9 protein-coding genes and 4 pseudogenes are annotated in these 11,810 nt (G+C 64.1%); 5 read left to right on the top strand and 8 right to left on the bottom strand.

The genetic code is table 11. From position 1 onward, the window contains the following. On the top strand, window positions 1–283 hold a 283-nt coding region (locus Q7S93_RS01200), incomplete at its 5' end, for a cytochrome P450 (protein ID WP_304711693.1). A gap of 118 nt (window positions 284–401) precedes the next feature. Next, a pseudogene (locus Q7S93_RS01195) lies at window positions 402–764 on the top strand (2Fe-2S ferredoxin). Here the strand turns inward: Q7S93_RS01195 and Q7S93_RS01190 are convergent. From Q7S93_RS01190 to Q7S93_RS01170, 5 genes are all read right to left on the bottom strand, one after another. Then, window positions 756–1,226 carry a MarR family winged helix-turn-helix transcriptional regulator gene (locus tag Q7S93_RS01190; protein WP_293319935.1) on the bottom strand — a complete coding sequence of 157 codons (471 nt, stop codon included), beginning with the start codon at window positions 1,224–1,226 and terminating at the stop codon, window positions 756–758. The pseudogene Q7S93_RS01195 and the gene Q7S93_RS01190 sit on opposite strands and share 9 nt — an antisense overlap. Before the next feature lie 228 nt (window positions 1,227–1,454). Beyond that, window positions 1,455–2,060, bottom strand: a complete 606-nt coding sequence (locus Q7S93_RS01185) for a TetR/AcrR family transcriptional regulator (protein ID WP_304711690.1) — start codon at window positions 2,058–2,060, stop codon at window positions 1,455–1,457. Continuing rightward, window positions 2,057–3,715 carry a DHA2 family efflux MFS transporter permease subunit gene (locus Q7S93_RS01180; protein WP_304711688.1) on the bottom strand — a complete coding sequence of 553 codons (1,659 nt, stop codon included), beginning with the start codon at window positions 3,713–3,715 and terminating at the stop codon, window positions 2,057–2,059. Before Q7S93_RS01180 ends, Q7S93_RS01185 begins: the two co-directional genes overlap by 4 nt. Next, a complete protein-coding gene (locus tag Q7S93_RS01175; protein ID WP_304711685.1) occupies window positions 3,702–4,832 on the bottom strand; it encodes an HlyD family secretion protein in 1,131 nt (376 codons plus the stop codon). Before Q7S93_RS01175 ends, Q7S93_RS01180 begins: the two co-directional genes overlap by 14 nt. After that, window positions 4,829–5,257, bottom strand: a complete 429-nt coding sequence (locus Q7S93_RS01170) for a MarR family transcriptional regulator (RefSeq protein ID WP_304711683.1) — start codon at window positions 5,255–5,257, stop codon at window positions 4,829–4,831. The genes Q7S93_RS01175 and Q7S93_RS01170 overlap by 4 nt, the downstream gene beginning before the upstream one ends. 198 nt (window positions 5,258–5,455) lie before the next feature. Between Q7S93_RS01170 and Q7S93_RS01165 the strand changes: the two genes are divergently transcribed. Beyond that, the gene (locus Q7S93_RS01165) at window positions 5,456–5,929 is read left to right on the top strand and encodes a universal stress protein (RefSeq protein WP_293421544.1); all 474 of its coding nucleotides are present in this window, start codon (window positions 5,456–5,458) and stop codon (window positions 5,927–5,929) included. Window positions 5,930–5,975: 46 nt separating this feature from the next. On the opposite strand, the pseudogene Q7S93_RS01160 reads toward Q7S93_RS01165, so the two are convergent. Continuing rightward, window positions 5,976–6,482: pseudogene (locus Q7S93_RS01160) on the bottom strand (integrase core domain-containing protein); the annotation flags it as partial. 825 nt (window positions 6,483–7,307) lie between these two features. On the opposite strand from Q7S93_RS01160, the gene Q7S93_RS01155 reads away from it, so the two are divergent. After that, complete coding sequence (locus Q7S93_RS01155) at window positions 7,308–8,399, top strand: Zn-dependent alcohol dehydrogenase (RefSeq protein ID WP_304711681.1); 1,092 nt, start codon at window positions 7,308–7,310, stop codon at window positions 8,397–8,399. A 10-nt stretch (window positions 8,400–8,409) separates the two neighbouring features. Beyond that, the gene (locus Q7S93_RS01150; RefSeq protein ID WP_304711680.1) at window positions 8,410–9,846 is read left to right on the top strand and encodes an aldehyde dehydrogenase family protein; all 1,437 of its coding nucleotides are present in this window, start codon (window positions 8,410–8,412) and stop codon (window positions 9,844–9,846) included. Between the two features lie 306 nt (window positions 9,847–10,152). Here the strand turns inward: Q7S93_RS01150 and Q7S93_RS01145 are convergent. Both Q7S93_RS01145 and Q7S93_RS01140 read right to left on the bottom strand, forming a co-directional pair. Then, window positions 10,153–11,251 (bottom strand): annotated as a pseudogene (locus Q7S93_RS01145) (IS1595 family transposase). 91 nt (window positions 11,252–11,342) lie between these two features. After that, a pseudogene (locus Q7S93_RS01140) lies at window positions 11,343–11,810 on the bottom strand (IS66 family transposase); the annotation flags it as partial.

Here is an 11,810-nt window from a genome sequence, read left to right as displayed (position 1 = left end):
GGTGCTGATCTGGTACGCCTCAGGCAACCGGGACGAGGAGGCGATCGAGAACCCTGAAGCTTACATCATCGACCGAGAGCGGCCGCGCAACCACCTGTCGTTCGGGTTCGGGATTCACCGCTGCGTGGGTAATCGCCTAGCCGAGCTCCAGCTGCGGATTCTGTGGGAAGAGATCCTCCCGCGCTTTCCTGAAATCCGTGTCCTGGAAGAGCCCCGCCGTGTGGCTTCGGTCTTGATCCGGGGGTACTCGTCCATGCCGGTCGTCATTCCGGCGCGCAACTGAGCCTGGCATTCGCTAAGTCCAGAGGACGCGCCCAATCTCAATAGCCTTGAGCCCGCCTGTGCGGGTCATTCAGCATCCACTCGAGCCAGACGGGCTCTGGAGTTCAGCAAGAGTTCCAATCACCAGGATCACCTACATCGAGCACGACGGGACGAGCATGTGGTCGACGTCAAGCCCGGCCTCACGGGAATGGAAGGCGCGGTCAAGAACAACATCCCGGGCATCGACGCAGACTGCGGCGACGCCTACGCCCCCTGCCGAGTCTATATTGACAAGGCTCGGGCCGACAAGACCGGCGCGTCCCGGCATTGGAGGAGTCGATGCTGGATTTTGCCGAGGGCGTCGAACCAACAGCCATCTCTCTTGCCAGATCAAGGTCAGCGATGCGCTCGACGGACTGATTGTGAATGCCGGAGCGTTGACACTTATTGGCCGCTGCGCGAGGAAACGCGCGTACTCAGGCAGATCGATTTCAGGTTAGGCTGTCGCGGAGCGTCATGAGCGTCGCAACGAGCGCCCTATGTTCGTCTTTGGCGAGCCGTCCGAACGTTTGCTGATGCAGCGCTTGAGCTTTCTCGCCCAGTGACGGCATGATCTCCTGAGACTTCTCAGTCAGAAAAACGCGCCATATCCGGCGGTCGTCCGGGTGGGCGCGACGCTGCACATGGCCGGAGTGCTCAAGCCGATCAATCATTTGTCCCAATGATGCCCGGCTGACCTCAAGCTCTTTCGCCAAGTCCGCCTGGGATCTCCCATCCTCGCGTTGGAGATAAACCAGCACACGCCACATTGAGCCTGTGAGGCCCAGGTCCAGCATTCTCCGGTCCACCGACGCGCGCAGCAGGCGAGTAACCTCCGCCAGGAGATAGCCGGTGCCAAGCGGAGTGAATTTGAGGTCCAGCGCCTCGGGCGCAGAGTCCTCATTGTGGGCGGCGCATTGCATGAGCGACATTCCTTAAAACCAGCGGAGATTCGAACAAGTTAGCTCGCGCGTGGCAATTGGCGACAGCGCCCTCGGCGGCATATTGCACACCACGGGCTGAACGAGGGATCAGCCCCGGCGCCGGCCGCGGGTGGTGGAAAGGCTGAGCGAGGCGAGCCGCAAGCCGCCACACAGCTTAGGCGGACCGCCTTGCGGCGCAGGATTCATGTCATAGCCTCGGCAGGCACATTACCTATCAGTTGCGTAAGCCTTTAGGAAGAGTCTCGAGCAAGCTCTAGCATGGGACTCTATGGGCTTTTCATCGTGGATCCCCGCCAGAATCATGAGTTGCGCGTTCGATACGACAGCAGTGTGGAAGAGTTGAGCTGCGATGTCGGGTTCATCGACAGTGAGACGCCCCCGCGCACATTGCGCGCGGAGATAGGTTGCGATGCGTTCCCGCATACGCACCGCAGTCGCGTCATAGATCAGCTGGGCCGCTGCCGCATCGTGCTGGATGGCAAAGAAGATCGCGCGAAGCATTTTCCGATAGGCGGGCTGTGAGAGCTCGCGCAGCAAGGCAAGGGCGTAGGATCCCAGCTCGTCCTCAGGATCTCCGTTGCTGTCCAGATCGAGCATCGGATCGTACAAAACACTGAGGCCACTGGCGACCAAAGCGTCCATCAGGCCGGCTCTGCTGCCGAAATGATTGTAGACCGTCTGCTTTGAGACGGCCGCTGAGCGGGCGATCGAGGTGACCGACACATCTGGGCCAAGCCGACTCATCAGGTCCGCCGTAGCCAAGAGGATCGCCTCCCGCTTGGCTTTGCAGGTCGAGTTTGCGCGCCTGTTCATATTCTCACCGCGCGAGCCTTGGCTTCAATTACAGGGTCTGCTGCTGGCCCGGCATCCGCCTCGTCTTCAGCCTTCTCAGCCGATTGGGGGCCTGGACCTAGCCGCGCAGCAACGCGCCCCAAGGCGCGATGGAGCACGAAAGTTGGCGCGAGGGCCACGGCGAAGACCATGGCCGTGATCAGGAATCCATCTCGATAGGCGGCGGCGGCCGCCTGGTAGTAAACCCCTTGCCCCAGCAACCAGCCGGCGGCCGGGAGTTGCTCCAGAGGCCCGAGTCCCAACGCGTGGACGGTTCGCGCGGCTTCCATGAGATAGCCGCTTGTAGCTGAATTATCCGACGTCTGGGTCGCGGCGAGGGCGTCGCCGTGGAACGCGGTTCGCCGCTCAATAATCACGCCCAGAATACCCGTGCCGAGCGCTCCGCCCAGTTGCCGGGTGAAGTTCATCGAGCCAGAGCCCTGGGATAACAGTTCCAGCGGCAGCACCTTGAGAGCTGCAGAACTCAGCGAGGGGAACACAAAGCCCATCCCAATGCGGCCAATCACCGTCCACCAGGCGAGCGTCCAGAAGGCGGTGTCAGCGCTCACGTGGGCCGTAAGCCACGAGGAATAGGCAAAGATAGCCATGCCCGCCCCGATCAGCAATCCTGGCGACAGCCGGTCGCTCATCATGCCTGCGGCGGGAAAGACGATGACCAGGACGAAGCCGGCCGGCATCAGCAGCAGACCCGCTTGGGTTGGGGTGAAGTTTTGAATCTGCTGGACGAAGACCGGGAGCAGATAGGTCGTGCCGTACAGGCCGGCCCCCAGCACAAAGCTGACCGCCGCGGCCGCAGCGAAGGGGGGACTGGCGAACACCCGCAGGTCGAGCAGCGGATGCGGAATCCGACGTTCGCGGACGAGGAAGGCCGCCGCGCAGGTCATCGTGATTGCAAGCCCTGCGAGGACGGGCGTGGAGGCCCAGCCCAAGCGCTGGCCGCTGGACATGGTTTGCAGCAGCGCGAGCAGAGCCACGCTGAGCCACACCAGAGCCGGCCAGTCCAGTCGGGCCTTCGCGACCGCAGGATCGCGATCGGGCAGGAAGAGGTGCGCCAGCGTGATGCCACCCAGGCCGAATGGAATCCCCAAATAGAAAAGGAACCGCCAGTCGAAGCTATCCATCAGCAGTCCCCCGACCCACGGACCCAGCGCCGGGGCGAGCACCACGCCAATCCCGAAGATTCCCATGGCCGCGCCGCGCTTGTCGGGGGGAAACACCTGGAACATCACGACCATCGCCAGCGGCTGGATGACGCCCGCTGCAGCGCCCTGGATCACCCGGGAGACTATGAGCACCGTATCATCCGGCGCCAGCCCGCCGAGGACCGATCCGAACAGGAACACGCCCAGGGCCACCGTCATGGTTTGCCGCTGACCGAAGGTGCGTTCGCACCAGGCAGAGAGCAGCATGGTGACCGTCATTGCGGCGAGAAAGCCGGTGGCGAGCCACTGCACCCGGGTCTGATCGATGCCGAACTGGCCCATGATTGCCGGAACAGCCACGTTGACGATGGTGGATGAAAGCACCACCGCGATCGCCGAGACCATGGCCGCCGCCGTCGCGAGCCAGCGGTACATCGACCCATAGCGCGCGAACAGGGCCTCAGTCTGTGACATCGATCGTGACCTCGGCCATCATCCCCGGCCGGAGGAGATTCTGCTGTTGGGTGATCGCCAGCCTCACGGGCAGCCGTTGGGTGACCTTGGTGAAGTTGCCGCTCGGATTGGGGTTGGGCAGTAGCGCGAACTGGCTCGTAGCGGCGCCCCCCAGGCGCTGAACCTTGGCCTCAAACGTGCGGCCGGGATAGGCGTCCACCTTCACCTTGGCCGACGCGCCAACCTTCAGTTTACGGAACTCCGTCTCCTTGACGTTCACATCGACCCAGACGGTATGCGGGTCGTGATAGAGCAGGATGCGCGAGCCCGGCGAGACGTACTCGCCCGGATCGACAACGGTCTGATCGATGACCCCATCGAAGGCCGCCACGATCTGTCGCCGTCCGAGATCGAGCCGCTGCTGTTCACGCCGCGCAGCCAGCGCGTCGATCTGGGCGTCGACGCTCGCAATCTGCTCGGCGATCACCTGCACCTGCTGGAGGCCCGTCTGGGTGACCTCGGCGCCCGCCTTCGCGCCGGAGATCGCGGCGCGGGCGCGGACGGCAGTTTGCTCGGCGGCCCGAAGCCGCGCCTGGTCCTCCTCGAACCGGCTCTTGGCGACCAGCCCTTTCCCATAGAGGGTTTCGGTGCGCTGAAAGGCCGACCGTGCCACGGCCAGCTCAGCCTGCTTGGTCAGATAGTCGGCCTGGGCGCTGTCGATGGTCGCGGAGGATACCCCAGCTTGATTGCCGACGGTGTTGCGCACCAAGCTTTGCTGGGCCAACAACTGCGCGCGCTGCGCGCGCAGGTTGGCGATGTTGGCGTTGATCTCCGCCAAGCTATATTGAGCGTCGCGGGGTTCTATGCGGACCAGAATCTGACCCCTCTCGACTTGGTCCCCGGCTTTGACATCGAGCTGAACAATCCTGCCGGCCGCCTCGCTGGAAACCGCAATGACATCTGCGGCAATGCGGGCGTCATTGGTCGACACCCGGCCGGCCCTCCCGTGCAGCCAAACCGCGCCGGCCGCAATGAGGGCCACGATCACGGCGGCGACGAGAAGCAGGCGCCGCGAGGGTTTTCGCCCGATGCGAATGCTTTTCACGCTCGCGACGGGGTTGTCATCCGCCGCGCTCATCTTTGTGCCAAACGCTGGTTGACTCGTCCCAAAACGGACAGACAGGTGACGAGATCGGCGTCAGAAATATCCGCCAGCAACTCGTCGCGAAGCGTGGCCGCAATGCTCGTGATGTGGTCGAGGACCGGCTCTGCCGCGGCGGTGAGGGTGACGCGTTTGGCTCGCCGATCATTCGGCGCCTCCCGCCGCGCAATCAGGCCGCGCCTTTCAAGGTCATCCAACTGGCGCACGATCGTCGGCGACTCGATTCCGAGCCGATCCGCTAAATCCCGCTGTGTCAGCCCTCCGTCCGAACTTGATAGCTCAAACAACGCCAGCCACCGCGCCTGCGAGAGGCCCGTGTCCTTAAGCCGCTCGTCTAGGCGCGCCCGCCAACGACGGCTCATCAGGTTCGCTGCCTGTCCAAAGGCGTGTCTGGCGGTCATCGAGTACAAATCCGTGTCGATAGGGAGCTAATAATTAGCATCAAAACGCCCCGGCGCAAACCTCGCGGCGCTTGTTGGATGATAGCCCCCTAACCATTAACCTACGAAGGTGCGTTGGGTGCGTTGGGTGCGTTGGGTGCGATTGGGCGCCCTTCGGGAAATACTAGGGCTACCCTTGGGTCTGAAGCGGGGGTTCATATGTATCGTCGAATCGTTCTTGCCTACGATGGCAGTGTGGAGGGACGTGCCGCGCTGCGCGAGGGCGCGATGCTGGCCATGAGGCTTCGGGCCCGGGTCTTTCTCTTGTCGGTCGCCGCAGAGACGCCTGGAAGACGGCTGGCCGAAGGTGCGTACGCCGGAGTCATCGCTCACGAGCAGGAAGCGTACCGAGCGGTGCTGGAAGAGGGCGTCACGGGGCTGCGGCAACTTGGCCTCGAGCCGGTCGCCGAGTTGCGGAGCGGCGAGCCCGCTGCTGAGATTGCCGCCTTCGTAGAGCAAGTCGCCGCAGACCTCCTGGTCGTAGGCCACCGGCATCGGAGCTTTCTTGATCGATGGTGGGCCGGCAGCAGCGGCGCCTACCTGATGGACCGCATCAATTGCAGCATGTTGATCGCCGGCCACCTGGTCTCGGACGAAGCGCTTGTCGACGCACGTGGGGGGGGCAATGAGTGACCTTGCCCCCACCCTTGGACCAGGTCGGGCCGGGATTTCTCGCCGGTCAGGCGTCGGGTGGGCCATGTGTCCCGACGCCATTCATGAGCTCGATCGGGCACTTGTCGCCGATCGCGCTGTGGGGACGATGTTCGTTGTAGTCCCTACGCCAAGCCTCGCATTTTGATCGGGCGTCGTCGAGGGACATGAACCAGGCGGTGTTCAAGCATTCGGGCCGGACCTTGCCGTTGAAGGACTCCGCAAAGGCGTTGTCCGTCGGCTTTCCAGGGCGGCTGAAGTCCAGGATGACGCCCCGCTGGTAGGCCCAGAGATCGAGGTCGCGGGAGACAAATTCGGGGCCATTATCGACGCGGATGACCCGTGGATAGCCCACCGCTTTGCCGGCCAGTTCGAGCGTCTGGACGACGTCGCAGGCCTTGTAGGCGAAGCGGGGATCCAGCGCCGGCGAGAACCGGCTGAAAGTGTCGATGATCGCCAGGATGCGTATCTTGCGCCCGTCGAAGAGCTGGTCGGGCAGGAAGTCCATGGCCCAGACGTCGTTGGGCCCGGGCGCTGGCGCTCGCCGAGCTTGAAGCGCTGACGCGGGCGCGCGCGACCCAGCAGCAGATTGACGCGGCGCTGCGCAACGCTGCGGACCATCAACTCGAGCGGAAACGCTATGCTGCGGCCCTAACGTCAACGCATGGGGATCGCCCGTTAAGGAACAGAGTGGGTCAACTAAGAATGCAGGTTGAGCAACCTGCCACGTCACTCTGACCGCCCCCCGAATCCCGGCAAGGTGACCGGCCTGGTGCTGCTGTCGGGCTATTACCGCCAGCCCCGACCGACGGCCGCGCGGCTGCTGAAGGTCGGGCCGGGATGCTGGAGATCATTACCCGCGATGTGCGCCATCCCGTCTTGGAGGTCACCAACCAGCCCGACCAGCTACACAGCATGCCATGCGGCCCTGTGGAACATCAAGGTCCGGTCCCCGTCGTGCACGGCAACTAGGACGATTTAGCGCCCATCGAGCTGGCCGAGAACCTGGTGGCCGAGACCCGCACGCGGCGGCCGATGCAGTTCGAGCGGGTGACGGGCGCCGACCACTTCCTCAACGACGGATCCGCCGAGAACCTGTTGACCACACTTGCGGGTTGTATCCCCCCGCCGCGGGGTGACTTCCGACTGCGCTGGCCGAAATAGCCGGCGGCCTGGCCCAAACGAATGACCCTATTGCGGCTCAAACCGGCTGCGCCTCCGACTGCCTGAGGAGAGCCGCCAATTTCCCTTGGCGCAGGCCATGTGAACGGCGATAAGGTTGGCCTCTCGGGAAGTCTCGGCCATGTCCGGACTTCGATAATCCGCCCGCTAAGACGGGCGCTGTTCGGGGAACGCCAGTATGAAAGCCGCCGTGCTGCGCGAAGTGGGCAAGCCGCTTCAGATCGAAGATGTCCAGATCAACAAGCCAGGCCCCCATGAGGTCCTGATCCGCACCGTGGCCGCGGGCCTGTGCCACTCCGATCTGCACTTCATGGAAGGCTCCTACCCACACCCGCTACCGGCGGTGCTGGGCCATGAGAGCGCCGGGATCGTCGAGCAGGTGGGCTCGGAAGTCCGGACCGTGAAGGTGGGTGACCATGTTATCACCTGCCTTTCGGCCTATTGCGGTCACTGCGAGTCTTGCCTGACGGGCCACCTCTCACTTTGCGTCTCGCCCGATACCAAGCGCGGCGCTGATGAAGAGCCCCGGCTGACCACCGCCGCCGGCCCGATGATCCAGTTCCTGAATCTGTCGTCCTTCGCCGAATACATGCTGATCCACGAGCATGCCTGCGTCGCGATCCGCAAGGACATGCCGCTCGACCGCGCCGCCCTGATCGGCTGCTCGGTGATGACGGGGGTCGGCGCGGCAATGCACACCTCCAGCGTCCGTCCGGGGGAGACCGTGGCCGTCATCGGCTGCGGCGGCGTGGGCCTGTCGGCGATCAACGGGGCGGCCATCGCGGGCGCCGGCCGCATCATCGCCATCGACACGGTCGCCGCCAAGGGCAACTTGGCCATGGAGTTCGGCGCAACCGACTTCATCGACGCCTCCCAGACCGACGCGGTCAAGGAAGTGCTCGAAATGACCAAGGGCGGGGTGCACCACGCCTTCGAGGCCATCGGCCTGTCCAAGACCGCCGAGCAGGCCTTCAATATGCTGCGCCGCGGCGGCACGGCCAACATCATCGGCATGATCCCGGTCGGCCAGAGCATCACCCTGATGGGCGCCGCATTCCTGGGCGAGAAGAAGCTGCAGGGTTCCATGATGGGCTCGAACCGCTTCCCGATCGACATGCCCCGCCTAGTGGACTTCTACATGAACGGCAAGCTAAAGCTCGACCAGATGATCTCCCAGCGCATCAAGCTCGAGCAGGTCAACGAGGGCTTCGCTGACATGAAGCGCGGCGAACTGGCCCGTTCGGTCATCATGTTCACATCTAACGAGTAAGCGAGAGCCCATGCGCGAGTACCTGAAGCTCTATATCGACGGCCAGTGGGTCGAGCCGGTGGCGCTCAAGACCCTGGACGTCATCAATCCCGCCAATGAAGAGGTCGCCGGCAAGATCGCGCTCGGCGCCGAAGCCGATGTGGACAAGGCCGTAAAGGCCGCGCGCAAGGCCTTCGCCACCTGGTCTCAGACCACCCGCGAAGAGCGGCTGGACGTCATGCAGCGGGTGCTGGCCGAGTACCAGAAGCGCTTCGGCGATCTGGCCAACGCCGTCACCGAGGAAATGGGCGCCCCGGCCTCGCTGGCCCAGCGCGCCCAGGTGCCGGCCGGCATGGGCCACCTGGCCACCGCCATCGGCATCCTCAAGGACTTCAAGTTCGAGGAAGACCGCGGCGCGACGATGATCGTCAAGGAGCCGATCGGCGTCTGCAGCTTCATCACGCCCTGGAACTGGCCGCTGAACCAGATCATGTGCAAGGTCGCCCCGGCGCTGGCCACCGGCTGCACCATGGTGCTGAAGCCGTCGGAGGTCGCTCCCTTCACCGGCCAGATCTTCGCCGAGATCATGCACGAGGCCGGCGTGCCGGCCGGCGTGTTCAACATGGTCCATGGTGATGGCCTCGGCGTCGGCGTGCCGCTTTCGACCCATCCGGAAGTGGACATGGTCTCGTTCACCGGTTCGACCCGGGCCGGCATCGAGGTGGCCAAGAACGCCGCCCCGACCGTCAAGCGCGTGCACCAGGAACTGGGCGGCAAGAGCCCGAACATCGTCCTGGACGACGACGTCTTCGCCAAGAGCGTGGCCGGCGGCGTGCGCCAGATCATGACCAATTCCGGCCAGTCCTGTAACGCCCCGACCCGCATGCTCGTCCCGTCCAAGCGCATGGACGAGGCGATCGCCGTGGCCAAGGAAGCCGCCGCCCAGGTGACGGTGGGCGACCCCACCGGCAACGCCATGCTGGGCCCGGTGGTCTCCAAGACCCAATGGGACAAGATCCAGGACCTGATCCAGAAGGGCATCGACGAGGGCGCCACCCTGGTGGCTGGCGGGACGGGTCGTCCCGAAGGCCTGGACAAGGGCTACTATGTGAAGCCCACTGTCTTCGCCAACGTCACCAACGAGATGACCATCGCCAAGGAAGAGATCTTCGGCCCCGTGCTGTCGATCCTCGGCTATGACACCCTCGAACAGGCCATCGAGGTCGGCAACGACACCGAGTACGGCCTGGCCGCCTATGTGCAGGCCGAGGACCTCTCCAAGGCCCGCGACGTGGCCAAGAAGCTGCGCGCCGGCCAGGTGTCGATCAACGGCGGCGGCGGCGACATGATGGCCCCCTTCGGCGGCTACAAGATGAGCGGCAACGGGCGCGAGTGGGGCGATTTCGGCTTCCACGAGTTCCTGGAAACCAAGGCCATCCTCGGCTACGCGCCGAAGCAAGAGGCCTGATCAGGCTATGAAATTCAATGCAGCCAGGGCGGAACCAACGCCCATGGGGCGCTTGGTGCGAACCAAACTGCCGCCACACGAGCCGAGCCTTGAGCATTCTGTGACCTGACTGAATCGTTTGGGATTCCTGAGATTGACGCCGGGTTGCCGCTGTCGGAGACGGCCTGGTGGATGTCCGCTTGCCCTCGCTCAATCCCAGGATCAGGTTGGCTTGAGTCTCGATACGACCAGGCCGCCGGTCGCCGCCCAACGGGCCCGGCCGAACGTGGGCTCACCTCAAGGTTTGTTCGCTCAACCACGCCGCCTTTATAACCCAAAGACAGCCACGGATGAGACGATGCGGATACTTCCGTCTGGCGTGCGCCGCATTTGTCGCCCGACTGCAGACCGGAAGGCAGTCTCGATCTGCGTGGCCGGCGCGATCCGTGACCACAATGTCCGTTCGACTTTCCGGCCTTTGCGTGTCTGGCGGGTTGCTTGGCCTGCGACGACACGCTGCGACCATCGGAAGCCGATTTCGTTGAAGTAGAGGTCGGCGTGCCGCGGACTGATATGGTGGAAGACGCCGTTTACCGTGCGGCGCACACGATCATTGAATCCCCTCGGCGGAATTGGCGTGGACCTGCCCACGGGCGTACTCTCCGCTCGAATGATGGACCGTCTCGTGAGCCGCGAACGCGTCGCCCGCCTCGACGAAAGCTCTCCACTCGTCGCTCATCAGATGGGCGCTGGGATCAACGGCATGGGTCAACACTCGCTCGGCCTCGGATTCCGACAGATTAGCGACGACAGATGCCCCTGCACCGCCGGCGACGGCTCCGATTGCCTTCGTCAGCGGCCTCTCCACCACACAAAGGGCGGGTGTTTTCAATGTCTTGGGCCTTCCCTTCTGGCCGCGACCAGCCTTCGGTGGTCCGGCATCCCGACGAGGCTTGCCGCCGAAGTAGAACTCATCGAATTCAACCACCCCTTCGAGTTGTCGGTCCAGTCCGACCATCAACCGAAGAGCATGGCCCATCCGCCAGGCCGTCGGTTGGCTGACGCCGATCGCTTCGGCGAGGCGCATCGAGGACACGCCCTTGTCGGATTGCAGAATGTACCAAAGCCCGGTCAACCAGACGCGAAGCGGAAGCTTTGTCGAGTGAAGGGGCGTCCTCGTGGTGGCGGTGAACTGCAGCCGACAGGCGCCGTTGGAGCATTGGTACAGCCCCGGCCTCGCCGTCTTTCCCTTGTCGCGACCGGTGATCATTGTGGACCTTCGATAGCCGCAGCCGGGACATATTCGACCAGACGGCCAAACCACGGCCTCAAGAACTCGTCGACACCGGCCCTCGTCCTCAAATGCAATGACCATGTCCTGGACAGTTGCGATCTGCCCCAGAATCTCGCGGATTTCTGCCGTCATCGATGATAATGCCTCCCGCTAACGAAGCAGGATATTATCATAATTTCCTATATTTATCAACGAACTGCTGCGTTTGGGTTATAAAGGCGAGCGCCGTCCGTGTAACAAACCTTGAGGTGCCCCCATAGAGCGAGGCGATGCGTTCCAGCGCCTCGCTTGCGATCGGCGCCGGTCCGGCGGCGGCCAGCTCGTAGAAGCGCCGGCGCACATGCGCCCAGCAGAAGGCCAGGCGGATGTCGCCCGCCTCGGCCAGCGGCCGGTAGCCGGCGTAGCCATCCACCTGCAGCACGCCCTTGAAGCCCGCCAGGTGCGCAGCGGCGCGCTCGGCCTTGCGATCGGGCGCATAGACATAGACCACGCCCGGCGGGTCGGGCCCGCCCCAGGGCCGGTCGTCGCGGGCATAGGCCCAGAGCTGGCCGGTCTTGGTCCGCCCCCGCCCAGGATCGAGCACCGGGGCGGTCGTCTCGTCGGCGAAGAGCTTGCCCGAGGCCTTCAAGCGCTCCAGCAGCCGGGTGTGCAGGGGCTTGAGCAGCCAGGCCGCCCGCCCGGTCCAGTCGGC

The sequence above is a fragment of the Phenylobacterium sp. genome, from assembly GCF_030646615.1.
Taxonomy (GTDB): Bacteria; Pseudomonadota; Alphaproteobacteria; order Caulobacterales; family Caulobacteraceae; genus Phenylobacterium.
Note: the sequence above shows the minus strand (reverse complement) of the source record. Positions and strands in the feature narration are given on the sequence as shown.

What these genes read in the sequence shown, in the direction of transcription:
- Q7S93_RS01190 (WP_293319935.1), bottom strand. Translation starts at nt 1,226, where the DNA reads ATGCAATGCGCCGCCCACAATGAGGACTCTGCGCCCGAGGCGCTGGAC.
- Q7S93_RS01185 (WP_304711690.1), bottom strand. Translation starts at nt 2,060, where the DNA reads ATGAACAGGCGCGCAAACTCGACCTGCAAAGCCAAGCGGGAGGCGATC.
- Q7S93_RS01180 (WP_304711688.1), bottom strand. Translation starts at nt 3,715, where the DNA reads ATGTCACAGACTGAGGCCCTGTTCGCGCGCTATGGGTCGATGTACCGC.
- Q7S93_RS01175 (WP_304711685.1), bottom strand. Translation starts at nt 4,832, where the DNA reads ATGAGCGCGGCGGATGACAACCCCGTCGCGAGCGTGAAAAGCATTCGC.
- Q7S93_RS01170 (WP_304711683.1), bottom strand. Translation starts at nt 5,257, where the DNA reads ATGACCGCCAGACACGCCTTTGGACAGGCAGCGAACCTGATGAGCCGT.
- Q7S93_RS01165 (WP_293421544.1), top strand. Translation starts at nt 5,456, where the DNA reads ATGTATCGTCGAATCGTTCTTGCCTACGATGGCAGTGTGGAGGGACGT.
- Q7S93_RS01155 (WP_304711681.1), top strand. Translation starts at nt 7,308, where the DNA reads ATGAAAGCCGCCGTGCTGCGCGAAGTGGGCAAGCCGCTTCAGATCGAA.
- Q7S93_RS01150 (WP_304711680.1), top strand. Translation starts at nt 8,410, where the DNA reads ATGCGCGAGTACCTGAAGCTCTATATCGACGGCCAGTGGGTCGAGCCG.